We start from the raw sequence: 25,584 nt of genomic DNA on the forward strand, positions 1-25,584 counted from the left end.
GGCAAGCCTCGCTCCTACGGTATTTGTGTCGCTCGACAATATTGCAAACGACGCAAACCCTGTAGGAGCGAGGCTTGCCCGCGAAGGGGGCCGTTCAGGCACTACGAGAACATCTCCCGAGTCAGCCCATGCCGCTGCATCTTTTCATTGAAGGTCCGGCGCGGCAGTTGCAGTTCTTCGAGTACCGCTTTCACGTCGCCCTTGTGCCGGGTCAGCGCCGCGCGCAGGCAATGCGCTTCGAACGCTTCGGCCTGCGCCGCCAGCGACTGGCCGGGATCGATGCCGACCGGTTCCGGCTCGCCCAGCCCCAGCACCTGACGTTCGGCCACGTTCGCCAGTTCGCGCACATTGCCGGGCCAGTCGTGGCTCAGCAGATGGCTCAACTGCGGGCCGCTCAACGGTGGAAAAGTCCGTCCCAACCGCTCGGCGGCCTTCTGCGCAAACGATTCGAACAACAACGGAATGTCTTCACGCCGCTCGCGCAAGGGCGGCAGGCGCAACTCAGCGACGTTCAAGCGATACGCAAGGTCCTCGCGAAAACGCCCGGCCCGTGCCTCGTCCAGCAGATCAGGCTTGGTCGCGGCGATGATCCGCAAATCCACGCGAATGCTCTGATTCGACCCCAACCGCTCAAGCTTCTGCTCCTGCAACACCCGCAGCAATTTCACCTGCTGGGCCAGGGGCATGCTTTCGATTTCATCGAGAAACAGCGTGCCGCCATCGGCGTATTCAAGCTTGCCGATACGTTTACCCGAGGCACCGGTGAACGCGCCGCTCTCATGGCCGAACAATTCCGCCTCGAACAGCTGCTCGGGAATCGCCGCGCAATTGAGCGCCACGAACGGTTTGTCCGCGCGCGGCCCGAAGTCGTGCAGGCAGCGGGCGACCAACTCTTTGCCGCTGCCGGTTTCACCACGGATCAACACATTGACCGGCAACGCCGCCAGATCCAGCACCTGTCGGCGCAACGTCTGCAAACCACGGGACACGCCCAGCAGCGTCGCGTCGAGTTTGGCGCGGTTGTCGGCCAACTCATGCAAGGCGCGGTTTTCCAGCACCAGCCGGCGCTTGTCCAGCGCCCTGCGCAAGCTGCTCAGCAGGGTTTCCGGGCTAAAGGGTTTTTCCAGAAAGTCGTAGGCGCCATCGCGCATGGCGTCGACCGCCATCGGCACATCGCCATGGCCGGTCAGCAGAATCACCGGCAAGTCGACATCGCGGCGCTGAACTTCGGCCAGCAGCTCCAGGCCGGTCATGCCGGGCATGCGCACGTCGCTGAGGATCACCCCAGGAAAGTGACTGGGCAATTGCGCCAGGCACTCATCGGCGCGGCTGAACAGTTGCACCTCGAAACCCGACAGGCTCAGCCATTGCTCGACGGCGCTGCGAATGCTGCTTTCGTCGTCGACCACCATCACGGAATTCAGCATGGACTGTGGGCCTCCAGGTCGATGGGTAAAGTCACGGTGAAGACGGCGCCGTTGACATGATTGTCGGCGCTCAGGCGACCGCCCGATTCGTGCACGATGGCAAACGATACCGCCAAGCCAAGACCCAGGCCATCACCCACCGGTTTGGTGGTGAAGAACGGATCGAACACGTTCGGCAGATGCTCTTCGGCGATGCCGCCGCCATTGTCGGTGACGGTCAGGCGCCAGAGTTGCTCGTCGGCTTCGAGGCGGATTTCCAGGCGTTTGCAGGGTTTGTCCTGCATCGCGTCCAAGGCATTGCGCAGCAGATTGATCAACACCTGTTCCAGACGGATCGCATCGCCGCGCACCCACGCCGGGCGCGTCAGGTGCAGCACGGTGCTGACCTGCTCATCGCGCAGGCGCGCGTCGAGCAATTGCAGCGATTGGTCCACCACCGCCGCCAGGTCCAGACGTTCGCGCAAGCCGCTGGGGCTTTTGCGGGCGAAGGTTTTCAGGTGGCCGGTGAGGGCGGCCATGCGCGTCAGCATGTCGTCCACCGGTTTCAACGCCTTGTAGGCATCGTCGACCCGGCCGTGATCGAGCAACAGGCGCAAGGTCGCCAGTTGCATGCGCTGGGCGGTCAGTGGCTGATTGATTTCATGGGCGAGGGCGGCGGACATCTGGCCGAGGGCCGCGAGTTTGGCCGATTGCACCAGACCGTCCTGAGCGGTGCGCAGGTCGCGGGTGCGCTCTTCGACCAATTGTTCGAGTTCTTCACGGCTGCGCTGGCGCATTTTCGCCAGGCGCCAGCGCTGGTTGAGGAACAGCAACAGAAACACCAGCGCCAGCCACAGCCCGGCAGCGGCGAGTGCGGCATTGCGGCTGTCTTCGAAGGCGACGTGCGGGCGGCGCAGCAGGTGCAGGGTCCAGCCTTCCGTGCTCAGCGGCAGCGATTCCCACAGGTAATTGGCCGTGCCGTCAGGACCGACGACGCGGGCCAAGTCGCTGTTGTCGTCAAAGCGCTGCAGCGATTGGTAGTCCAGCGGGGTCAGCGGTTGTTTGTCGTACTGGCGGGTGGCCTTGAGCTCGGCGTGATCGCTGTCGCTCAAGGGTTTCAACGAGCGGTAGCGCCAGCCCGGCTGATTGGCGATGAAGATAATGCCGCGTGCGTCGCTGACCAACAGCGTGTCGCTGCCCTGACGCCATTCGCGCTCCAGTTCCGGAAACTCAAGCTTCACCACCATCGCGCCGAGGAACTCGCCGCTGTCGCTGGTGACCGCGCTGGACAGGAAATAGCCCGGAATGCCGCTGGTCACCCCCACCGCATAAAAACGCCCGGTACCCTGGGTGCGGGTCTGGCTGAAGTAGGGGCGAAAACCATAGTTGTGGCCGACGTAACTGCTGGGCAAACGCCAATTGCTGGCCGCCACGGCGAGGCCGGTGCGGTCGAGCAGTTCCAGGGTTGAGGACTGCGCGGCGCCGTTAATTTTTTCCAGTTTGCGGTTCAACGCGTCCTGTTGTTCCGCCGTGACCTGACCGTTGAGCGCAGCGCGCAACTCGGGGTCCAGCGCCAGCACGGCGGGCAGGGCGCGGTAGCGATCAATCAGGGTGTGCAGGGAATTGGCGTAGAGCGCCAGTTGCTGATTGGCCCGCGCAGCGTCCTCGACCAGCGCCTGGCGTTCGGTGTGACGCAGGGCAATTCCGGCCGCCAGTGCGGCACCGGCAACGATCAGCAAGGTGTACAGCGTCAGGCGTAATGTGCGCGAACGAGCAAGCATGGTGTCTGAAACAATCAGCAATAGGGGCGCGCACCATAACATGACGTCGCCCCGAGTTTTCAGGGGCGGCGTCGCGGCGCGGGCCGTCAGGCGGCTCTTTTCTCGGCGAGGTACTGCGAGACTCTTCCGACCAGGTTCCTGGCTTGCTTGATCCCGCTTCGTGCGACTTTGAATTGCTGTTCAAGCCTCGAACGATCAACGGCTCCCGAATTCATCGGCATGTTCACGGCGCCGATCAGCCGGTCATCGTAGACGGCTGCGCCTGCCAGTGTTTCAAGGGCTTCGTTGGCTTGCGCTTCTACGTCATTGAGGTAGGCGTCCAGCGCATCGAGGTTGGCGGATATCTTGTCGAGATCGCCTTGGCCAAGGGAATCATTGAGCGCCTCGGTCAGTTGGGTTGCCTGACGGGCAATGGCCAGGGTTTGTTTGAGGTAAGGCACTTTGAGGTGTTTGCCGATGACGCGGGCAGTCGTTTCGATGGCCGTTTTTGTCAGGCCCGCGGAGTTTTTCGGGCTGAAGCTTTGCGCCACGGCCTGCACACTGAAAGGCTCGGCGCGGGATTTGCTTTTGATGTTACTGACCGAGAAACCGGACGGGTCCGGTGTGATGGTATAGCCCAGTCCGGTTTCGTCGCCGAGTTTATCCATGAATCTGGCTGCCGCTTCAGCGGCAAAAATACCTCCCACCGCCGCGGCGACCGGCACCGCTACGGGGGCCGCCGGGCCCGTCAGGCTGCCGACGCCTGAACCCACCGCCGCGCCAGCGGCGCCCGAATGAAAAGTGACGGCAAACGACGCCACGCTATACAGCAGTTTTTTGGCTGCGGTTTTGTAGATGTCCCGGGTTCGAGTGAGATTGTAGAGTTGGTAATTGAGCTTCTGCATCTCGCTATTGACGGTTGATAGCGTATTTGACGTGTCAATGATCTGTTGTTCGGCAGACTCTTCCTTATGCGTACCGCCGTTATCCCGATAACGCATCGGGTTGTTCGTCACAAAGGCATACAGATTCAGCCCGTCCACAGACCAGGCCGGGTCCGGGTTCACCCAACGCTGCAACCACGGTGCGTAATAACGCGCGCCGTAGTAATAAAGCCCGCATTCATCCATTTCCTTGCCTGAGTAACGGATGGTCTTGTAGCCGACCTCCAAGAGGGAGGCGGCTGTCAGCCAGGCGGTGCCGCCTAACGGGTAATAACCTTCGTGGCTGATCAACCGGACGTTCTGGTCCAGCTCCATGAGGCAGGAGCCCAGTTCGTCGTCGAGGCTGTAGCGCAGCTGATTCTGTGCGATTGCATCGGGTTTGTTGCTGACCCAATGCAGGCAACGCACGCTGCCCCGGCCCCCCGGCAAGGTGATGACGTGCAGTTCTTCGCCGTTGTCGCGGGTGCGGATCTCCAGCCCCGGTAAGTACAACACTTGATGAAAATGGGTGAGGGTCGCGGCTTGCCATTCATGGCGCTTGAACACCCGTTCGCCCTGGCTGTAGCGAAAGACTTCGTCATCGTGCCGGCCGTCGTCTCGTTCGACCAGCGTCGCCCGGGCCAGTTGATCGCGGCTGTTCCAGGCCAGAGGCCTTCCCGGCGCCGAGGCCAGGAGGTTGCCATGGCGGTCGAACAAGGTGTCGAACACCGGCTCGGGGTCACCTTGTTTCCAGCGCACACCACGGTTGCTGGTCGGGTCGATGAACATCTCGTGGGTGTAATTGCCCACGGCACGCTCATGAATCAACGTGATCAGATTGCCGCCGTCGTCGTACTCGTAGTGCTGGGTGTAGTTGAGGTGGTTCGCGGGATCGGTCGGCGAAGGGCGTCCGGGCAGGCCGGTGCTCGGGGCGGCGTCATGGCCGGTGGCGCGGGTCAATTGGTACAGCGCGTTGTAGCTGAATTCGCGGTGGCCATCGATGAGCTGATTGGCGAAGTACACCGGTTTGAACGCCAGATCGTCGATGCGCAGCACGTTACCGACCCGGTCGTACTCGTATTGAAAATGCTGGAGCAGGCCTTGCCCGGGCACACCGGCCTTCAACGTGGTGAGACGACCATCGGCGTCATCGTAAGCCCAGGTGCTGAGCACCTGGTTGCCGGCATGCTGCTCGATGATCTGGCCGGCGGCGTTGTAGCGCGCGTCTTCCAGCACGGGCAGCCAGGCCTCGGTGGGGGCGAGCCGTAGCTGCACCTGTTGCAGCTGCCCGGCGCGGTCGTAAACCATGCGTTGCTGATGATCGCCGGCATCGGTCTGGGTCAGCAGCGTACCGAGCGGGCTGTAAGTCCGACTGCCAGGGAAGGCGCCGGCGCCGGTGATCGTGCGGCTGTCGCGTAGCGCCTGGCCGTGCAGGCCAAAGCTGAGCCATTCCAGTGTGCCGGAGGGATCGACCTGCCTGACCAACTGGCCGCACAGGTTGAACGCCTTATCGGCGGTGGCATCGGCGTAGCGGAAGGTTTCGACATTCGGCTGGTCGTTTTCATCGACGGCAAGGACGCGCAACTGATCGTCATACACGGTGCGCCAATGGCTGCCCTGTGCATCCCAGCGTTGGAGGATTTCCCCGGCCAGCCCCGGCAGGCTGATCCGCCAGCCGGCGTCGACGCTGCTGATTTTGAGCAGTTGTCCGGACAGGCCATGAACGTTGGCCAGATTGGGCGTGAGCGCATCGACCAGGCGCGGGTCCCGTTGCTCCACCAGTTGCCCGATAACGTCATGGCGTTGCCGGGTGATCAGCGGTTCAAGCGCGTCACCGGGTCTCTTGCGCAGGTAAGCAATTTGACGCGCCGGCAACTCCCGCGACTCATGGGCAATGACTGAGGCGGTGCGATAGTGGAGGTTCTGGCTCATCGGGCCGGCTCGAAAGTGCGTCGGTTCATACGAATGTCTCAGAGAGTGTTCTTTGCAACTTCTGCATCAGCTTTCTGGGGTTAGGCACGGGCCTCTCTACCGTCGTCACTCCCGCTTCACGGGCCAGTTCGGTCAGCCGTTGGGTCACGCCTTCTGCTTCGCTTGGTAGGTCGACAGCGGTTTTCGCCATTTCCAGCACTTTGGTAATCGCTTCAAAAGGTTCGCTACCGGTGTTGATCAGCGCCATCACTTCACGTTGCAGGGGGGAGGTGAGTTCCTCCAGTTGTTTGTAAAACATGTCCTGCAGGGGCTCTGTGTAGCTCGTGATGCTTGCTACACCGATTTTTATTTTTTCGAGTACCTCGCTGCCGCCAGTCAAAAGATCTTGTGCACCGTCGACGACTTTCTTCGTGGTGTCGGCGGCGGTACTCAAGTGCTCTCTTATTTCCTGGGTATGCAGCGTTTGCGCAAGCTTCAAACCTCGCTTGAAAAAGTAATACCGTGCCAACGGCATCACGATGGCACCGACCACCATACCGACCGCAGCACCAATGGCCGTCCCCGCACCAGGCACTACGCTGCCCAGCGCCGCCGCCACGCTGCCGCCGGCAATGGCACCTTTGAGAATCGATTTGAGGCCATGCTTGGACAGGATGAATTTGCCCAGCGTCATGTTCTGTCGAACGTCGGCAATATCGGCGCCTTCGGGAACCAGGCCATCGAATTCCGTCGCGAGATTGTGGATCTGGTCGGCGGCATTTTTGGCTTTGCCAAGGACACCGACGAAATCCTTCGCCAGTTCAAACACGGCCTTCATCGCGCCCGACTTGTCGACGTACAGCATCGGATTGTTACCGACCATCACGTACAGATTCGGCCCATCCACGGGCCCTTCAGGGTCCGGGCTGATCCAGCGCCACAACCAGGGCGCGTAATAGCGCAGCCCGAAATAACACAGTCCGCAGGCGTCCATTTCCTTGCCGGAATAACGAAGGGTCTTGAAGCTGGCCTCCAGCGCCGAGCGCGCGGCCCACCATGCGGTACCGCCGAACGGGTAATACACTTCGTGGCTGATCAGGCCGCCGAGGTGGTCCAGTTCCAGAACGCAGGAACCGAGGTGATCATCCAGGCTGTAGCGCAACTGATCGGGATGCTCGTCAGTGACCCAATGCAGGCAACGCACGCTGCCGTAGGCGAGGGACAGGGTGATGACGTGCAATTGCTCGCCACTGCTGCGGGTACGGATTTCAAGGTTCGGCAGGTACAGAACGGTATGGCGGTGAGTGACCGACGGCGTATGCGTTACATGATGTTTACGCACCCGCTCGCCTTGACTGTAGTGATATGTCTCTTCGTCATCTGCCAGCTCATTGTCATGGACGACTAAAGTCACCTTCTCCAGTTGATCGCGGGCATTCCAGTGCAGCGGTTGATGACGCTGTAAACACAGCTGATTGCCGCCGAGGTCGAACAGTTTTTCGAAATCCGGCGCCGGCTGATCTATTTCGTGGCGCACACCGCGGTTGCTGGCGGCGTCGATCATCATCCGATGGGTAAAGCAGTGTTGGTCGCGCAAATGGCGCAGTTCTATCAGGTTGTTGCCCGTGTCGTAGTCGTACTCTTCGGTGTAGTTGAAGCGCGGGCCAGGATCGAGGGGGGAAATCACAACAGGCACGCCCGGTCCTTCGTGAGGGCATTCACCCTCGAAGCCGTTGGCGCGGGTCATCCGGTACAGCGAGTCATAGCGGAATTCACGGTGCCCGTCGATGCGCTGGTTGGCGAAGTGCACCGTGGCAAGGGCGTGATCTTCAATGCGCAGGACGTTGCCCATCCGGTCATAGAAGTAACGCAGGTTTTGCCGTAATGGTTCGTCGGGTTTACCGGCCTTCAGGATGCAGAGGCGACCGTCGTCCGGGTCATAACACCATTGGCTGACCACACCGTTGCCGGCGGTCTGTTCCACAACCTTGCCCGCGGCGTCGTACTGCGCATCCGCCAGAACACATTGCTGCTCGCGGCCCTTGAGTTGCAAAAAGACCTGTTTGAGTTGCCCGGCGATGTCGTAATGCAAATGCTGATGGTGCCCGCCGGCATCGGTTTGGGTCAGTACCACGTTCAGAGGGCTGAAGGTCCGGCAGGTCGAGTGCCCTAGGGCATCGACAATCGTTCGGGTTTCGCGCTGTGGCTGACCCTTCAGGCTGAAGCCGCTCAAGTCGAGCCGGCCCGAGCGATCGACCAGCGCGACCATCTGGCCCCGCAAGTTGAAGGCTGTGTCGGCCGATGCGTCGGCATAGCTGAAGGTTTCGACGTTCTGTTGGTCGTTTTCATCGACGGCCACGGCGCGCAATTGAGTATCGTAGCGGGTACGCCAATGATTGCCGCGCGGGTCCCAGCGTTGAAGTTCTTCGCCCGCCGGCCCCGGCAAGATCAAGCGCTTGCCGGCGTCCACGCTGTTGATTCGGATGGCGTCGCCGGAGAGACGATAGACGTTGCTCAAGGACGGGAGGGAGAGCCGCGGATCCCATTGCTCGATCAGGTGGCCGGCGAGGTTATGAACGCCCCGCGAGATGAGTGATTGCGCGACGTCACCGGCGTTCTTGCGCAGATAAGCCACCTGGCGAATCGGCAGGCTTCTAGCATCAGTGGCTAGAAGATTGGCGGTGCCCCTATGGATAGTGGTGTTCACGGGCAGCAGCTCCCGATTTCAATGTCATAGGGCGGCGCGCAACGTGTTGCTGGTCGCTCAGGCCGGCGCATGGTGACGACTCGCAGTGCGTGCTTGCCTTGCCAGGAATTGGTTGTCTGTCGTGCCCATTTCCCTGTATCGCGCCATACCCGCTTTGCTTCGGCGAATAAGATCTTGTGTCTTGTGATGAGCGCGTTGCACATCGATACGGTGTATGGCTTCGGGGGCCGAGCCACTGACATTGAGGGTTGTACGCTGCGGGTAGATAGTATCGACGCCCGCCGCGTCAAACGCTTTTTCGAATTGAGCGAAGCGTTCATTGTCGACGCTTTCCCACTCATCCAGCATCCGCTCTATTTTGTTGATCTTGACGGGGTCCAGTCGGTTTTTGATGTCTTCAGCTTCCTGAACCCTGGACCCCATGGCGAGGAACGCGCTGACCCCGGGTACCACCGAGCCGATGACATTGTTCAGGGCAATACTGATACCGCTTCCCAGCCAGTCATACGAATCATCCGCCGCATGGACGCCGACTTGACGATCAATTTCCTTGATGGACATCGTGGATGTCTGCGGGATGAGAGGCCTGATCAGGCCGGAGGTCGGCAAAATAGCCCCACCCGCTGAGCCAGCCAGCTCACCGCCCAGATTGCCACCGGTCAGACCTTCTGAAAAAGGCGGTTTGCTTTGCTTGGTGAGGAATGCAATGTGTGGCTTGTCCGGCAACACGATGCCGACCTCTCCAGCCCCGTAATACCCGCCTGCAAAGCCGATGACTGCATTTATCGATTCCCCGGCCAGGTTTTTCAGCAGGTCTTTTTCGATGTTGGTTTCATTGATGATGTTGTCGATTTGCTCGAGCGTTTGAGTGGCGTAAGCGACCAGGACAGAAATGAAATTTGAATAGTTGCGAATGACCGCTTCGCCGCTTGCCTCGCCGTCGTTATCGACATAGCGCAACGGATTATTCCTTACAAATCTGTAGAGATTCAGCCCATCCACTTCCCCCGCCGGATCGGCACTCACCCAACGCTGCAACCATGGCGCGTAGTATCGAGCGCCGTAGTAATAAAGCCCGCATTCATCCATTTCCTTGCCCGAATAACGGAGGGTTTTGTAGCCGACTTCCAGCAGGGAAGCCGCCGCCAGCCAGGCCGTGCCGCCGAACGGGTAATAGCCTTCGTGGCTGATCAGCCGGGCGGCCTGGTCCAGTTCCATGAGGCATGAACCCAACTCGTCGTCGAGGGTGTAGCGCAACTGATCCTGTTCGATGCCGTCCGGTTTGTTGCTGACCCAATGCAGGCAACGCACGCTGCCACGGCCCCCCGGCACGGTGATGACGTGCAGCGTTTCGCCATTGTCGCGGGTGCGGATTTCCAGCCCCGGCAAGTACAGCACTTGATGAAAGTGGGTGAAGGTCGCGGCTTGCCATTCATGGCGCTTGAACACCCGTTCGCCCTGGCTGTAGCGAAAGACTTCGGTATCGTGGCGGCCGTCGTCACGTTCAACCAGCACCGCCCGGGCCAGTTCATCGCGGCTGTTCCAGTCCAGAGGCCTTCCGGGGGCCGAGGCGTGGAGGTTGCCGTGGGCGTCGAACAGGGTGTCGAACACCGGCTCGGGGTCACCCGGTTTCCAGCGCACCCCGCGGTTGCTGGTCGGGTCGATGCGCATCTGTTGGGTGTAATTGCCCACGGCACGTTCATGGACCTGCTTGATCAGATTGTTGCCTTCGTCGTACTCGTATTTCTGTGTGTAGTTGAGGAGGTGGTCGGGATCGGTCGGCGAAGGGCGGCCAGGCAGGCCTGTGCTCGGGGCGGCGTCACGGCCGTTGGCGCAAATCAATCGTTCCAGCGTGTCGTAGATGAATCCGCGGTGGCCGTCGATGAGCTGATTGGCGAAGTACACCGGTTTGAAGGTGAGATCGTCGATGCGCAGCACGTTACCGACACGGTCATAGGCGTACTGAAAATGCTGGAGCAGGCCCTGTCCGGGCACACCCGCCTTCAACGTGGTGAGACGGCCATCGGCGTCATCGTAAGCCCAGATGCTGAGCACCTTGTTGCCGGCATGCTGCTCGATGATCTGGCCGGCGGCGTTGTAGCGCGCGTCTTCCAGCACAGACTGCCAGGCCTCGGCGGGAGTGAGCCGCAACTGCACCTGTTGCAGTTGTCCGGCGCGGTCGTAAACCATCCGTTGCCGGTGATCGCCGGCATCGGTCTGGGTCAGCAGCGCACCGAGCGGGCTGTAGGTCCGGTGGCTTGGGAACGTGCCGGCACCGGTGATCGTCCTGCTGTCATTCAGCGCTGGGCCCTGCAGGCCGAAGCTGAGCCATTCCACGGTGCCCGAGGGGTCGACCTGGCTGATCAACTGGCCGCAGAGGTTAAAGGCTTTATCGGCGCCGGCATCGGCATAGCTGAAGATTTCGACGTTCGGTTGGTCGTTTTCATCGATGGCAACGGGGCGCAACTGCTCGTCGTACACCGTGCGCCAATGGCTGCCGCGTGCGTCCCAGCGCCGGAGGATTTCTCCGGCCAGCCCCGGCAGGCTGATCCGCCAGCCGGCGTCAACGCTGTCGACCATGACGGGTTGCCCGGCAAGTCCATAAACCGTGGCCAGGTTAGGCTTGAGCGCATCGGCCAGGCGCGGGTCCCGTTGTTCCACCAGGTGGCCGATCACGTCATGGCGTTGCTGGGTGATCAGCGGTTCAAGCGCGTCCTCTGGCGTCTTGCGCAGGTAGGCGATATGGCGCGCTGCCAATCCACGCGCATCATTTGACTCTATTGCGGCGGTGTTCCAGTGGGCGGCGTTGCTCATTGCATGTCCACCTTGCTCGCGTTCGAAGCAGGCTCACTGTAGGTGTCATTAAAGTCCAGGACAGTTTTGTACCAGGGGTGGAGGAGGGTGTAGGCGACATCGTCCTTGGCGTTGATGACCTTGATCAGGCGACCCAGCACATCGTAGAAACTTTTATCGTGATGGCCGTATTCCTTGAAGCAATCGTCATCAATGTAGCCGTAAGCGTTGGCGAAATAGGGGCGATAGGTGCGTACCGGCAGTCCCTTGTTGTTGTATTCAACACGTGCGCTGATACGCCAGCGCTGGTCGGCGTGTGCCACCTTGGGCTTGCCGTCTTCGATCACCAGTTTGCCGTTTTCCACGACATAGGCATCACCGGGCTCAACCCGTTGCTGGGTTTGCAGGGGGCGTCCGAAACCGTCGATCAACGACAGGATGATCTGGAAGTTCGCGGGTTGGTCATCATCCGGGTACCGGTCAGCGGAAATGACGACGCTGTGCAGCGGAATGCGCGGGACGCTGAGCAGCAGGTCCCACAGCGCCTGCTCCGCCGTTGTCCGGGACTTGAGCCGGCCCAGGAGCAGGCGCGCACTGGCGCGGATGTGCAGGCTTGGCAACACGTAACCTTTGGCGATCCCCTCAGCCAGCCAGTCGGGTGTCTGCTCGACGGGATGGGTGAGCTGACCCATCCAGCCGAGCAGGTCTTTGCGAAAGGTACTGGCGGCTTTTTGTAGCGCGTCCTCGGGGGATTCGATGGCTGTGACCGGGCTGGCGTCAACGGGCCGGACATAGTCGGCGATGGCGTCAAAGCCGGCACGCACAGCGTTTTCTGTTCCATAGAAGGTGACCGTGTGCGGACCGGACGGATCGTTGAGGACTTCTTCAACGTTGTCGTTGGCATCGGTGGTGCGCAACGTTGTCAACGCGTGATAGTCATGCTCGGCGAGTGTGGTGCAGCCATCCGGCAGCTCGAAGCGGTTGATCAGCAGGCAGTAACTGTCGTATTGAACCTTGGTGATGCCGTGGCTTAGCGTTTCGTTGACCCCCTCGACCTTGTAGAAGTGATCGAGGTCTGCATATCGGGCAAAGTTGTAGAGGGCGGACCAAAGATTTCTATGTTGGTCCTCTTCTTCGTCGGCCTCTGCGTCCGTGCCCAGAAACAGCTTCATGCACAGATAACCGATTCGCTCCAGTTCTGCCCGGATATCGAACGACGGATCTGGCACATCGCCGTAGACCTCCAGCGCCGCCTTGTTCAGTTGTGCGATTTCCATCGGCCCCACCAGGGCTTCGAACCCGGCCGTACCCTCCGGCAATGTTTCATTCGCTGTAGAGACGTAGCGCTGCACCGATTGCGACGTCAATTCCCGCCCGGCCGCCCATTCGGGAGAGGCGAACAACTCAAGGAACTGCTCATAAGAAATCACGCCGGGATCAAGCCCTTCAGCGGCTGGCTTCTTGGGCAATACCAAGGCATTGCCCCGTTGCCGATAGGGCAGACCGAGCCTCCAGCCTTGCGGATCGACCTGGTGAATAAACCCGGCGCGGGTTTCGCTCAAGTAGTAGGACTGCTGCGCCGGATCATGGGCATCCTTCCACCATTGCCGTTCATCGATATCGGTAAATGGCGGTTCGTCTTGCTCTGTCAGGCGCCGTGCGTAGCTGACCGTGATGCTGTGAGTGGTGAGCCCAAACTCGTCCCGGCTCAAGTTGATGACATGGCGGCACAGGGGGTCTTCGACGAAACGCTCATAGTGATAGTGGATTTCTTCCAGCAGCGACGTCATCAACACCGTGTCGGGGTTGTGGTCGCCACGCTCACGCACGTTACGGACGATGTATCGATTCTGGACCGCCAGAAAAGGCGTCTCCGGGAGCTGGTCGGTCGCCGCATAGGTTTCCACCCTGAGTACGACACCCGACAGGCTGCGGGCGATTTCGTGAACGGTGGCTTCATCCCCGGGCGCAATGATTTCTTCGTACTCGTCGCCCGGGTGATATCGACAAAACAGCATGTCGCCCAACGGATGTGCCTGATCATCTCGATTGAAATAACCGTCGCGAGGCATATTGATCTGCATGCCGGTATGAAACCAAGTGCGGACCAATGCCGGGGCGGTGAAGCTTTCGTCTTCGTCCGAACCGGTTTCGCTGTCGGTTTGGTCCAGTCTTCCGAAGCCACGGAACTCCCGGTCCTGATGGTCATACCAGGCCTCGAAATACCGGAAAAACTGATTCAGGCAATTACCGGTGATTTCATCCCGCTGGGTTTGTTGACTCACGACCTGCACAGCAAAAGGCAGGTAACAGACGGGAGGGCGCTCAAGCTGGAGAAGCTGCTGTTTTTCGTCCAGCCAGAACTGCGCAGAACTTCGATGCACCACCTGCGTGCTGCACCCCATGTTGTTGTTGCTGGCGATCATCAAGTACGGCTTGGCGCCGACAAAGTCGTAGCGCCAGTGTCGGGGCTTCATGTGCGGCACGGTCAGGATCAGGCTGGCGCAGCCGAGCCCTTGCAGGTCGGCGAAGGTGACCTGACACAGGTTGTCGTAACGCACGCCCTCGGGCCAGGGGACCGTGATGGGCGTTTGTGCAAAACCATTGCCGCCGTGGTTGAGGTAAATGTCAAAGCCAGCGGAATTCAGATAAATGAGCGCTGGGGCACCGGAGCCATTCAGATCGGCGATTCGCACCCGCGCGGCGTCGAACGCGGCGTACTCGAAACTCGGGCCGCTGATGACAAAACCGCTGCCGAATTGTCCGTGCCCCAGATTTGGCCAGCATTTGATTTCGTTGTGCCGAATGCGGCACAACTCGGTCATGTCGCTGCCCAGCAGATTGCCCAACAGCACCAGTTCGCTGCTTGAGTTGCTGAAGATGGGCAAACGGTCGGGCTCATGCAGGACATCTTCGGCCCTGGCAAAACCGGTTTCACGCTGATTGGCGTAGAAGCGCACGGCGTTGGGGCCGATCAGCGCCAGCGAGCTGAGCCCGTCGCCGGTCAAATCGCACAGCTGCGAAAGGGTGTTGAAAAACTCCACCGGGAAGGCCGAAAAGGGGATGAAGGTTGACCAGCTCCGATCCGGGTTCAGCGTGTAAAAACCACACATGCCGGGTTGGGCGACAATCCAGTCCAGACGCCCGTCGCCGGTCATGTCCATCAGGGCTTGATGCGCAGGTTTATTGCGGTCGGCCACCGGGATTTTCGTCAGCGCTGTCCACGGGCCGTAGTGAATGTGGTCAGGGCCCGTGGTGGCACGCAAGGGCTCGCGGTAGTACCAGCATTGGTCATGGCGACACAGAAAGCCCGGCAGGCCTTCGCCGAACAGGTCGACGCATTGATAGAGTCCGCTGTCTTCAAGGCCCGGCATGTTCTCGAACGGGAAGAAGGCAACCGGCTCTTTATTGAGTTCAAACGCCGAATAGTCGAACTCCACCGGGGGCATGTTTTCCACGATGCCGTCGGCGTCATACGCCTGATAATGCGCCGCCGCGATCTGGCTGTAAGACCAGGGGGTTGTGTTGGCCGCGTACTCCAGCAGCAAGCGCCGGACCAGCACAGGTTCGCTGCCCAATTCCGGAAAACTGTGAAACATCAGCACTTGCTGGCAAAGGCGGCGAGTGCCCACTTCAAAGCCCTGTCGATAGGACGAAAAGGGGTCTTCACGAGTCAGCCAGGGCTTGAGCGTCGGGCCGTCATACACCGGTTTTTCAGTCAGCTCCCGGGTGCGCTCGCCGTAGTCGAACACCAAGTGGAAATGCCATGCAGGCGTCGGTGTCTGCGGCAAGTCCCAGCCGTACAACTGGTCATACGCGGCAACGTTGCCATACAACGCGCGATGGACGTAGCGTTGTGCGCGGTAGTCATGCGGGACGGTTTCTTCTCCAGGGGCCTGGTCTTTCAGGTATTCGTAGCGGATATGCTCGCCCCAGGCATTCATGCTCTCCTGCAACAACCAGGCAACAATTCGCTTCGAGTCCAGCGGGTCTGCCTTGCGCGCACTTTCGATCTTGCCGAACAGGTGCAGGCTGCCATCAGCTCCGTGCACCAGCCAGAACCCTTCCGGGTTCGAATCGGAATACCAGAATTCGATCAAATCGAACGTGCTTTCGACCCGTGGCCGATAGCGCAGCACAGCGTGCTTGCCGACAGACAGGCCACGGTATTCAGAGACTTCACGTTCCTCGATCTCACCGCTGGCGTTGCGCTCGGCCATCAACTGCTCACCCAGAGGGCTGATGAACACATCATCGCCGGTATAGCGCGGCACACCTTTACTGGTCTGGCGAGTGATGGCGCCGAGGTTCAACTGCCAGCCGATGCCGAACGGTCCGTTCGCCGACTGGCTGCTGTAACTCAACGAGAGTTGGGGATCGCAGCCGCGTCCCGCTGAAATCGGCAGCGACAGCGCGAAAGACGCGCCTCCCGTCCAACCGACTTTAGCCCAATCATTACCGATGCTGGCGATCGAAGTGCTCTTGGCAATCGCGGGTGCGACGATATTCAGGGACGCTTGGTCTTCCATGGGGCTGATCCTGTTTTGGCCTGGCGTTCGCCCGTGGCAACGGTGTCGCGTGATGGATCAGACGCTAACAAGATGGGAGTTTTACGTAACCTGTCAGATCTGACAGATCAGAAGGGCTTTTCTAGATCAAATAGCTGTAAGCGGATCGCTTTTAATGCCATCGGCATTATTCGCAAGCAAAAAAAACGGCCGGGTCGTCCATTCAGACGAGCCGGCCGTTTTGGCAAAGTCGCAGTGCTTATTGCACTTCGACCGCCAGGCTTTCACTGATCTTTTTCTGCCAGATGGCAGGACCGGTGATGTGTACCGACTCGCCCTTGCTGTCTACTGCAACAGTCACCGGCATGTCTTTGACGTCGAACTCGTAGATCGCTTCCATGCCCAGTTCGGCGAATGCCACGACACGGGATTTCTTGATCGCTTGCGCCACCAGGTAAGCTGCGCCGCCCACTGCCATCAGGTAAACGGCTTTGTGGTCCTTGATCGCTTCGATCGCGGTCGGGCCGCGCTCGGATTTGCCGATCATGCCCAGCAGGCCGGTTTGCTCGAGGATCTGACGGGTGAACTTGTCCATCCGCGTGGCGGTGGTCGGACCGGCAGGGCCCACCACTTCTTCGCGCACCGGATCAACCGGGCCGACGTAGTAGATGAAGCGACCTTTCAGATCGACCGGCAGGGTTTCACCTTTGTTCAGCATCTCGACCATGCGCTTGTGCGCGGCGTCGCGACCGGTGAGCATCTTGCCGTTGAGCAGGACGGTTTCGCCCGGCTTCCAGCTCTGCACGTCTTCCGGGGTCAGGGTGTCGAGGTTGACGCGACGGGCCGACGGGCCCGCTTCCCAGACGATTTCCGGGTAGGCGTCCAGCGGTGGCGCTTCCAGGGTCGCCGGGCCGGAGCCATCCAATACGAAGTGCGCGTGACGGGTGGCGGCGCAGTTCGGGATCATGCACACCGGCAGCGAAGCGGCGTGGGTCGGGTAATCCATGATCTTCACGTCGAGCACGGTGGTCAGGCCACCGAGGCCCTGGGCGCCGATGCCCAGTTGGTTGACCTTCTCGAACAGTTCCAGGCGCATCTCTTCGATGCGATTGGACGGGCCGCGCTTTTTCAGCTCGTGAATGTCGATGGATTCCATCAACACTTCCTTGGCCATGACCGCGGCTTTCTCGGCGGTGCCGCCGATGCCGATGCCGAGCATGCCCGGTGGGCACCAGCCGGCGCCCATTTCCGGAACGGTCTTCAATACCCAGTCGACGATCGAGTCGGACGGGTTGAGCATGGCCATTTTCGACTTGTTCTCGGAGCCGCCGCCCTTGGCTGCCACGTCCACTTCCACGGTGTTACCCGGAAGGATGGAGTAGTGGATAACGGCCGGGGTGTTGTCCTTGGTGTTTTTACGAGCGCCCGCCGGGTCGGCGAGGATCGAGGCACGCAGGACGTTTTCCGGCAGGTTGTAAGCCCGGCGCACGCCTTCGTTGATCATGTCGTCCAGGCCCATGGTGGCGCCATCCCAACGCACGTCCATACCCACGCGGACGAAGACGGTGACGATGCCGGTGTCCTGGCAGATCGGGCGGTGGCCGGTGGCACACATGCGCGAGTTGATCAGGATTTGCGCCATCGAATCACGAGCTGCCGGCGATTCTTCGCGCAGGTAGGCCTCGTGCATCGCCTGGATGAAGTCAACGGGGTGGTAATAGGAAATGAACTGCAGGGCGTCGGCAACGCTCTGAATCAGGTCGTCTTGCTTGATCACGGTCATGAGTCGCGCTCCTCTAAAAGACGGGAACATTCAATAGCTCTTCGAGCCAGCTTCAAGCTTTGAGCTACAAGCGGCAAGTAAGAGCAGTGTGTGTACTGCTTTGAGCTTGCTGCTTGGAGCTTGCAACTTGAAGCTGGCTCGAAGAGTCAGGGCACGCCGGGGCTGCTGGCGCGACGCTAAAAAGGCGCGGCAGTATACCGCGCCTCGGTTCCGGGTACACCCGCCGAAAGTCAATCTTGCGGCAGGCGGATTTATCTGCGGTGTGGGGATTTAGCGAAACGTCGCCCCGCCCCGTTGGGTGGCGAAGCCGCCCCCGATAGCTACACCTCGGTGAGACAGGTATACCCCGTGTGTCGGATGGGCGATTGCTTCGCAGTCGAACGGGGATAAATCCCCTCGCCACAGGCAAGCTCCCTCACCGCAGGTTTTGTGTCATTCAGGGACATGCTTTTGACGCCAGTTTTCTGCCCCGAAAATTGAATGGTCATTTATCAGACACCCCACTAAAGTGGCATTCGGTCTGTAGAGTAGGACACTCGATCAGCCTCCTTTCGCACGGTGAGTCAACGATTGACCCATAACGCCATCCAACGGCTTTTGCTCAAACGCTTCGCCCTCGCAGCCGGCACCTACGCCCTGGCTTTGGTATTGCTGTGGATGGCGTTTTTCACCGGGCATTACGATGAGCCGCTGACCAGCGTGGCCATCGGCAGCGCGCTGGTGGTGATCACCCAGGGGACGTTGTTCGCGGTGTTTTACAGCGGCTGCAACCTGCGCTTTTCCGACCCGAGCCTGACCGAAGCACAAGTATTGATGGGCCTGGGGTGGCAGACATGGCTGGTTGCCAACCTGGATGAGGCGCGCGGCGCGTTCCTGGTGTTCTACCTGCTGATCATGTTGTTCGGGCTGTTCCATCTTTCGCGCCGTGCGTTTGTGCGCTGTGCCCTGTTGGTGTTTTTCAGTTTCAGTGCGATTGCGCTATGGGAGGGCTACCACTTCCAGTTGCACGACCCGGCGCTGGCCGCGTTGCAGGTGTGCGTGCTGTTTATCGTGTTGGTGTGGCTGGAGCTTTATGCCCGTTACGTCCAGGCCTCGCGTCAACGTATGCGCCAACGACGGTTTGCCTTGCAGGCGCATCAGGACACCCTGCGCGGGATGATGCGCCAGCTCGAAGACCTGGTCGCCACCGACGAACTGACCGGGCTGTTCAACCGCCGGCATTTCCTGCGCCTGGCTTCCCGCGAGCTGAACGCGATGGAGGCGGGCGTGGTGCATGGCCTGGCGTTGATCGACCTCGACCACTTCAAACGCATCAATGACGTTCATGGCCACGCTGCTGGCGACCAGGTGCTGCAAGCCTTTGCCGGCGTGGCCACCGCCTGCCTGCGAGAGGGCGATGTGCTGGCCCGTTATGGTGGCGAAGAGTTCGTGGTGTTGCTGCCCGACTGCAACGCCGAACGCCTGACCTCTTGTTGCGAACGGCTGCGCATCGCCTTTACCGATGTCGAGTTGATCGGACTCAACGTCGCCCACCTCAGTTTGTCCGCCGGCATGACGTTGCTGGAGCTGGGCGATGATCTCGACGACGCCTTGCAGCGCGCCGACCAGGCGCTTTACCGCGCCAAGCGTGACGGGCGCAATCGCTGCGCGGCGGCGTGGGAGAACGTCGATGCCTGAGTTGCGCGTCGGCGAGCGCCATTGGTCCGTGGCCCCGGGCAGCAACCTGCTCGATGCCCTGAATCAGAACGGCGTGGCCGTGCCCTACAGTTGTCGCGCCGGCAGTTGCCATGCGTGCCTGGTGCAATGCGTTCAAGGCTTGCCCAGCGACAGCCGTCCCGATGCCTTGAGCGCTGAACAGCGTCAGCAAGGTTGGCGTCTGGCGTGTCAGTGCCAGGTGGTCGAGGACTTGCAGGTGCATGCCTTCGATCCACACGTCGACGGCCGCCCCGCGCAAGTCGTCGCCGTTGATTGGTTGAGCGCCAGCGTATTGCGGTTGCGCCTGACCACCGAGCGACCGTTACGCTACAGCGCCGGGCAGCATCTGGTGTTGTGGGCGGGCAACGTGGCACGGCCCTACTCCTTGGCGAGTCTGCCGGAAGAGGACCGCTTTTTGGAGTTCCACCTCGATTGTCGACAGCGGGGTGAATTCAGCGACGCGGCCCGTCAGCTGAAAATCGGCGACCCGATCCGCCTCGGCGAACTGCGTGGCGGAGCGTTGCAATATGACCCGGACTGGAGCACTCGACCACTGTGGCTGATGGCGGCCGGTACGGGACTGGGGCCGTTGTTCGGTGTGTTGCGCGAAGCGTTGCGTCAGGATCACCAAGGCGCCATCCGCGTCATTCACCTCGCCCATGACGCCAGCGAGCATTACCTGGCCAAGCCCCTGCAAGCCATGGCCGATGTGCGTGAAAACCTCAGCATTGAATGCTGGACCCCGGCCGAGTTGCCGCAAGCGTTGGCGCAACTGCGGCTTGTTTCCCGGCAAACCCTGGCCTTAGTCTGCGGAGCCCCCGACAGTGTCGACGCCTTTGCCCGGCGTTTGTACCTGGCCGGACTGCCGCGCAACCAACTGCTGGCGGATGTCTTTGTTCCCCGTGGTTGAGCGCTGATCGTTTAACGACGCGAGACTCGCCATGACCGATGCCATCCAGCTTGAACGCGAACGCGGCCTGCTGACCCTGCGCCTGAACCGTCCCGACAAGAAAAACGCCCTGACCCGCGCCATGTACAGCCACTTGGCCGACGCGCTGAAACAGGCCGACACCGACCCCGACATCAACGCCGTGCTGATCACCGGCAGCGCCGAGTGCTTCACTGCCGGCAACGACATCGCCGATTTCATCCAGCAACCGCCGAGCAACCTCGACAGCCCGGTGTTCCACTTCATGCTCAACTTGCTGGAATGCCGCAAACCGGTGATCGCCGCCGTGGCGGGCGCGGCGGTGGGGATCGGCACGACGCTGTTGCTGCATTGCGATCTGGTGTATGTCAGCCGTGATGCGCGGTTGCGCATGCCGTTCGTGAACCTCGGGTTGTGCCCGGAGTTTGGTTCGAGCCTGATCCTGCCGCGATTGCTCGGGCATGCCAAAGCAGCGGAGCTGTTGCTGTTGGGTGAAGGGTTTAGCGGTGAGCAGGCTGCGGCGTGGGGCATTGCCACCGAAGCGTTGGGCAGTGGCGAAGCGGCGTTGACCAAGGCGCGGGAGATGGCGTTGCGGTTTGAGTCATTGCCACCGGAAGCGGTGCGGATCAGCAAGCAATTGATGAAAGCGCCGGACCGGGAGCAGCTGCGCACAGTGATCGAAGAAGAGGGCGCGTTGTTCACCCAAAGGTTGCGTTCGCCGGAAGCGTTGGCGGCATTGTCGGCTTTTATCAAACGGCATTGACACCGATCATGCAGCCCGGGACGCTCCCCGTCCCATCAAGAGCCGAACGCGGAGCGTCCGTAGAGGCATTCCCACGCGGAGCGTGGGAACGATCACCAAAAAAACCCGTCATTCACATGGCGGGGCTGACGTTGCTGACCACTACGACAGGTAACGCAAAATGATGAGTTTTTTGCTCCCGGTGTAGGCGGCGACCACTATTTTACCGTCGCTCTGCAACGCCATGCCTGTCGCGACTTCAGTCCCAGGCTCCACCTCGGTGCGGACATAGCCTGTGCCATTGAATTCGGGATCAAATTGTTCATCGATAAACCGTGCAACAACGATATCGACTTCGCCATTGGCAGTCCCGACGCCTCCCACCACCACAATTCTCCCATCCTCTTGAATGGCGCCCGCTGTCCACGCGGTCAAGGCGTCGGGCTCCAGCTCGGTAAACAAGGGCAATCCCCGGTTGAACTGAATATTGGGCGAGCCGTCGGGTTCGATGCTCAGCAACAGGCCCCTGTCGTTTGAAGGCGTGATGGTCGCACCAATTCCCAAAATACGTTGATTGGGCTGTTGAGCCATCGCCTCGAGGCGTAATCCGCCCATGTCGGCCGGGCCTTTGATAATGGCAAATCCACAATCTGCGAACGAGTCGTCGAGAGTACCCTGCGGGTGGTAGCGCGCAAACATGGCAGCGTGAGGTTCACGTTCATCCCAGACCGCTCCACACCCCAGGTACTTGCCGTCGGCCTGCACCATGATGCTCATGAGTTGTGTGTGGTTAAACAAATAGTCGGGATGGGAGACAACGATATGGCCAATTTGATTAAAATCCAGGTCCAGCGATCCTCTATCGTCGAGTCGAATAATCAGACCTACCGCTGTATTCCAGTCGTCAAACGCATGATGCTTGAACGCAAGTATTTTTCCATCGGGCAGGATTTCTACGCCGAAGGGGTTTGAGGAACTGTCGGTGGCTGATTGCAATTCATTCTGGCGAGCGGTACGAGCTGGGGGGTGCACAATAATGTTGTGAACCACGTCGCCGTTTTCGCCGAAACTGCGGTCAAGCTTTCCATCAGCGCTATAACGCGCAAAGGCCGGTGCCTGAAGAAACTCACTGCCGGTGGCGCTACCAAATAAAAGAATTTTGCCGTCAGGTTGAATCGCCAGCGACTTTACGGTTGAACTGAGGCCCTTGAAGCGCCGCACGACGACACCGTCATCACTTTCTTCGCCAAACGTTTTATCGACAGAGCCGTCGGCATTCAGTCGACCCAACAAGTACAAAGACGTTGCCATGTTGTTGTCGTGGTACCAGCCCGCGAAATAGATTTTGCCTTCAGTACCTTCCCCGACGCTTTTGATACTTTCAATTCTGGCCATCGCGTATTGGCCAAAACCAATCCAGGCAATGCCCTTGTCCGCAAAACTTTCGTCCAGCATGCCGGCCTCGGCGGTGCGTTGAGTCTTCATTTATCGATCTCCGTGGTGGGTACGATGAGGCCGGCTGCCGCAGACCAGAAGATGAAGACGCTTTCCTCATGTCCAGTTGGGAGGCGAATTCGTGGCCCAGGCTTGATTGGACGGTCACGGGGCCAGACCTGTCTACTGTCAAACCTGACAGTAGACAGGTCTGTCATTGTCCAGGGCGCCGTTCTTCAGGCGAAAAAAAACCGCCATTCACATGGCGGTTTTCTGTTTCAGCGGTTCTGATCACTCAGACCATCGGATCGCCAACGTGCAGGATTTTCATCCCGTTGGTGCCGCCGATGGTGTGGTAGCTGTCGCCCTTGGTCAGGATGACCCAGTCGCCTTTCTCGACAACGCCGCGCTTGAGCAACTCGTCGATCGCGGCCTGGCTGACTTGCTCAGGCGGCAGCGATGCCGGGTCGAACGGAACGGTGTAGACGCCACGGAACATGGCTGCGCGGGCCTGGGTTTCGCGGTGCGGGGAGAACGCGTAGATCGGCACCGAAGAACGGATGCGCGACATGATCAACGGCGTGTAGCCACTTTCGGTCAGGGCGATGATCGCCTTCACGCCCGGGAAGTGGTTGGCGGTGTACATGGCCGCCAGGGCGATGGACTGGTCGCAGCTTTCGAACACTTTGCCGATGCGGTGGCTGGAGGTCTTGCTGGTCGGATGCTTTTCCGCGCCGATGCAGATGCGCGCCATCGCTTGCACGGCTTCCAGCGGGTACAGGCCGGCAGCACTTTCCGCCGAGAGCATCACGGCGTCGGTGTAGTCGAGCACGGCGTTGGCTACGTCGGACACTTCGGCGCGGGTCGGCATCGGGTTCTGGATCATCGACTCCATCATCTGGGTCGCCACGATCACAGCCTTGTTGTGGCGGCGTGCGTGCAGAATGATCTTCTTCTGAATGCCCACCAGCTCGGCGTCGCCGATTTCCACACCCAAATCACCACGGGCAACCATGACCGCGTCGGACGCCTGGATCAGCGCGTCGAGGGTTTCGTCGTCGGCCACGGCTTCGGCGCGTTCGATCTTCGCCACCAGCCAGGCAGTACCGCCGGCCTCGTCGCGCAGTTGACGGGCGTATTCCATGTCGGCGGCGTCGCGCGGGAAGGACACGGCGAGGTAGTCCACTTCCATCTCGGCGGCGAGCTTGATGTCGGCCTTGTCTTTCTCGGTCAGGGCCGGCGCCGTCAGGCCACCGCCGCGACGGTTGATGCCTTTATGGTCGGACAGCGGGCCGCCGATCAGTACGGTGCAGTTCAGTTCGGTGGCGGTGGCGGTATCGACGCGCATCACCACGCGGCCGTCGTCGAGCAGCAGCTCGTCGCCCACGCCGCAATCCTTGACCAGATCCGGGTAGTCGATGCCGACCACTTGCTGGTTGCCTTCGGTCAGAGGATGGCTGGTGGAGAAGGTGAATTGATCACCGATCTTCAGCTCAATCTTCTTGTTGGCGAATTTGGCGATCCGGATTTTCGGGCCTTGCAGGTCACCCAGCAGGGCCACGAAACGACCGTGCTTGGCCGCGAGGTCACGCACCAGCTTCGCGCGAGCCTTGTGCTCGTCGGGGGTGCCGTGGGAGAAGTTCAGGCGGGCGACGTCCAGGCCAGCCAGAATCAGCTGTTCGAGAACTTCCGGCGAGTTACTGGCCGGGCCAAGGGTAGCGACGATTTTGGTACGACGGACGGACATGCAAAGACTCCTGAGTTCAAGCGCTGAGTGAGGCTACTATGGTCAGCGGGTGTAGTCATTGTTCGTTTGCACTACTTTTTCGTTTGTTTCTTTAACCGAACATTCCTGAAGATTTCTGCTCACGGGTCGATACAGAGCTCAAGACAGGAGATCCCCCATGCGATTCGTGCTCATTGCCGCCCTTGCCCTCAGTGTGACGGGTTGCGCCCGTTGGTCCATGAACCATCATTTGAATAATGCCTACAGCGCTTACGATCGCGGCAATTGCGAGCAGGTGATGCTCGAATTGTCCAAAGTCGAACGCTCCAGCCGTGCGCGGCCTTATGTGTGGCCGGAAGTGTCGATGATGCGTGGCCAGTGCCTGGAACGGCAGAAGCTGTTCATCGATGCGGCGCAGACTTATCAGTTCATCATGGCGTCCTACCCGCAAAGCGAATACGCCTACCGCGCCCGCGCCCGTCTGGAAACCTTGCAGAGCCTGGGCCATTACCCGACTCGCAGCGCCGCAGCGGTCGTGCGCCCGACGCGGTTCTGATTGCCGTTGTCGTGCAAAGGCTGGCCGCCCGGCGGTGGTGAGCTATAGTCGAATGGATCGGTTTTAGAGCCATGTCTCTAGACCGAGGTCATACCTGTGACCGGCAGCCGTAAGCGTCAGCGGATTCATGGACTGACGCACCGGGAACGGGGAGAGCGCGCCAGGCTTTTTCAACAAAAGCAAAAACGGCACGTTCCGAAGCATTAGTGCGGCCCTGCTTAAGGGCCTTGCTGGGCCAACTGCGCATGTTTACCGACCGCCGGATCGAGCGGCATCAGCTGCCGTATTTTCTGAAAGTATTCAACAGCGTCACCGACAAACCCATCGGCTTTCTGGGCAACGTGTCCGCCGACGGGCTGATGCTCATCAGTCAGTTGCCCATGATGGTGGGCGTCGACTTTGACCTGCGATTGAAAATCCCCGCCAGCGACGGCTGCCAGCAGGTTATTGACCTGACGGCCTGTTGTTTGTGGTGCCACGAAGACGAAACCCCCCACCATTACGACGCCGGGTTCAGCCTGCAACGGGCACCGCCGGAGTATGGGCAATTGGTGGAGGCGTTGACGCAGTACTTCAGTTTTCAGCCGATGCCGGCGTCTGCCTGAGTGTTGTGATGCATCGGCAATGGCCATCGCGAGCAGGCTCGCTCCCACAGGGGTATCGGCTGTCCATAAATTTTGTGGTCACTGAAAATCCCCTGTAGGAGCGAGCC

14 protein-coding genes are annotated in these 25,584 nt (G+C 60.3%); 5 read left to right on the forward strand and 9 right to left on the reverse strand.

Going from position 1 to position 25,584, the window contains the following annotated elements:
* Positions 1–101: 101 nt before the first annotated feature.
* From QMX98_RS16990 to QMX98_RS17020, 7 genes are all read right to left on the reverse strand, one after another.
* Complete coding sequence (locus QMX98_RS16990; RefSeq protein ID WP_282411115.1) at positions 102–1,427, reverse strand: sigma-54 dependent transcriptional regulator; 1,326 nt, start codon at positions 1,425–1,427, stop codon at positions 102–104.
* The gene (locus tag QMX98_RS16995; protein WP_221107186.1) at positions 1,421–3,187 is read right to left on the reverse strand and encodes an ATP-binding protein; all 1,767 of its coding nucleotides are present in this window, start codon (positions 3,185–3,187) and stop codon (positions 1,421–1,423) included. The genes QMX98_RS16990 and QMX98_RS16995 overlap by 7 nt, the downstream gene beginning before the upstream one ends.
* Before the next feature lie 86 nt (positions 3,188–3,273).
* Positions 3,274–6,021: an RHS repeat-associated core domain-containing protein gene (locus tag QMX98_RS17000; RefSeq protein WP_282411116.1), complete on the reverse strand. Its 2,748-nt coding sequence runs from the start codon at positions 6,019–6,021 to the stop codon at positions 3,274–3,276.
* A 25-nt stretch (positions 6,022–6,046) separates the two neighbouring features.
* Positions 6,047–8,707, reverse strand: coding sequence for an RHS repeat-associated core domain-containing protein (locus QMX98_RS17005; protein ID WP_282411117.1), 2,661 nt, complete (start codon positions 8,705–8,707; stop codon positions 6,047–6,049).
* Positions 8,708–8,764: 57 nt separating this feature from the next.
* Positions 8,765–11,521, reverse strand: a complete 2,757-nt coding sequence (locus QMX98_RS17010) for an RHS repeat-associated core domain-containing protein (protein WP_282411118.1) — start codon at positions 11,519–11,521, stop codon at positions 8,765–8,767.
* The gene (locus QMX98_RS17015) at positions 11,518–16,029 is read right to left on the reverse strand and encodes a SpvB/TcaC N-terminal domain-containing protein (RefSeq protein ID WP_282411119.1); all 4,512 of its coding nucleotides are present in this window, start codon (positions 16,027–16,029) and stop codon (positions 11,518–11,520) included. Before QMX98_RS17015 ends, QMX98_RS17010 begins: the two co-directional genes overlap by 4 nt.
* Positions 16,030–16,267: 238 nt before the next feature.
* Complete coding sequence (locus QMX98_RS17020; RefSeq protein ID WP_282411120.1) at positions 16,268–17,791, reverse strand: fumarate hydratase; 1,524 nt, start codon at positions 17,789–17,791, stop codon at positions 16,268–16,270.
* Between the two features lie 570 nt (positions 17,792–18,361).
* Here QMX98_RS17020 and QMX98_RS17025 point away from each other — a divergent pair.
* From QMX98_RS17025 to QMX98_RS17035, 3 genes are read left to right on the forward strand one after another with little or no spacing between them, the layout of a single operon-like run.
* Entirely contained in the window at positions 18,362–19,468 is a 1,107-nt protein-coding gene (locus QMX98_RS17025; protein ID WP_282411121.1) for a GGDEF domain-containing protein, read from the forward strand.
* Positions 19,461–20,396, forward strand: a complete 936-nt coding sequence (locus QMX98_RS17030; protein ID WP_102594723.1) for an iron-sulfur-binding ferredoxin reductase — start codon at positions 19,461–19,463, stop codon at positions 20,394–20,396. The genes QMX98_RS17025 and QMX98_RS17030 overlap by 8 nt, the downstream gene beginning before the upstream one ends.
* A 31-nt stretch (positions 20,397–20,427) precedes the next feature.
* Positions 20,428–21,177: an enoyl-CoA hydratase-related protein gene (locus tag QMX98_RS17035; protein ID WP_282411122.1), complete on the forward strand. Its 750-nt coding sequence runs from the start codon at positions 20,428–20,430 to the stop codon at positions 21,175–21,177.
* 141 nt (positions 21,178–21,318) lie between these two features.
* On the opposite strand, the gene QMX98_RS17040 is transcribed toward QMX98_RS17035, so the two are convergent.
* Both QMX98_RS17040 and pyk read right to left on the reverse strand, forming a co-directional pair.
* A complete protein-coding gene (locus tag QMX98_RS17040) occupies positions 21,319–22,641 on the reverse strand; it encodes a hypothetical protein (RefSeq protein WP_102594725.1) in 1,323 nt (440 codons plus the stop codon).
* Between the two features lie 244 nt (positions 22,642–22,885).
* Positions 22,886–24,337 carry a pyruvate kinase gene (gene pyk, locus QMX98_RS17045; protein ID WP_154501472.1) on the reverse strand — a complete coding sequence of 484 codons (1,452 nt, stop codon included), beginning with the start codon at positions 24,335–24,337 and terminating at the stop codon, positions 22,886–22,888.
* Between the two features lie 157 nt (positions 24,338–24,494).
* On the opposite strand from pyk, the gene QMX98_RS17050 reads away from it, so the two are divergent.
* Together QMX98_RS17050 and QMX98_RS17055 are read left to right on the forward strand one after the other, a co-directional pair.
* Positions 24,495–24,872, forward strand: coding sequence for a hypothetical protein (locus QMX98_RS17050; protein WP_077748721.1), 378 nt, complete (start codon positions 24,495–24,497; stop codon positions 24,870–24,872).
* A 245-nt stretch (positions 24,873–25,117) separates the two neighbouring features.
* Positions 25,118–25,477: a PilZ domain-containing protein gene (locus QMX98_RS17055; protein WP_010457554.1), complete on the forward strand. Its 360-nt coding sequence runs from the start codon at positions 25,118–25,120 to the stop codon at positions 25,475–25,477.
* Positions 25,478–25,584 lie beyond the last annotated feature (107 nt).

The organism is Pseudomonas sp. PS02303, assembly GCF_029959925.1.
GTDB lineage: Bacteria > Pseudomonadota > Gammaproteobacteria > Pseudomonadales > Pseudomonadaceae > Aquipseudomonas > Aquipseudomonas mandelii.

Coding starts and splice junctions, on each gene's coding strand:
- QMX98_RS17020 (WP_282411120.1), bottom strand. CDS start 17,791: ATGACCGTGATCAAGCAAGACGACCTGATTCAGAGCGTTGCCGACGCC.
- QMX98_RS17035 (WP_282411122.1), top strand. CDS start 20,428: ATGACCGATGCCATCCAGCTTGAACGCGAACGCGGCCTGCTGACCCTG.
- QMX98_RS17015 (WP_282411119.1), bottom strand. CDS start 16,029: ATGGAAGACCAAGCGTCCCTGAATATCGTCGCACCCGCGATTGCCAAG.
- QMX98_RS16990 (WP_282411115.1), bottom strand. CDS start 1,427: ATGCTGAATTCCGTGATGGTGGTCGACGACGAAAGCAGCATTCGCAGC.
- QMX98_RS17030 (WP_102594723.1), top strand. CDS start 19,461: ATGCCTGAGTTGCGCGTCGGCGAGCGCCATTGGTCCGTGGCCCCGGGC.
- QMX98_RS17050 (WP_077748721.1), top strand. CDS start 24,495: ATGCGATTCGTGCTCATTGCCGCCCTTGCCCTCAGTGTGACGGGTTGC.
- QMX98_RS17000 (WP_282411116.1), bottom strand. CDS start 6,021: ATGAGCCAGAACCTCCACTATCGCACCGCCTCAGTCATTGCCCATGAG.
- QMX98_RS17040 (WP_102594725.1), bottom strand. CDS start 22,641: ATGAAGACTCAACGCACCGCCGAGGCCGGCATGCTGGACGAAAGTTTT.
- pyk (WP_154501472.1), bottom strand. CDS start 24,337: ATGTCCGTCCGTCGTACCAAAATCGTCGCTACCCTTGGCCCGGCCAGT.
- QMX98_RS17055 (WP_010457554.1), top strand. CDS start 25,118: ATGTTTACCGACCGCCGGATCGAGCGGCATCAGCTGCCGTATTTTCTG.
- QMX98_RS17010 (WP_282411118.1), bottom strand. CDS start 11,521: ATGAGCAACGCCGCCCACTGGAACACCGCCGCAATAGAGTCAAATGAT.
- QMX98_RS16995 (WP_221107186.1), bottom strand. CDS start 3,187: ATGCTTGCTCGTTCGCGCACATTACGCCTGACGCTGTACACCTTGCTG.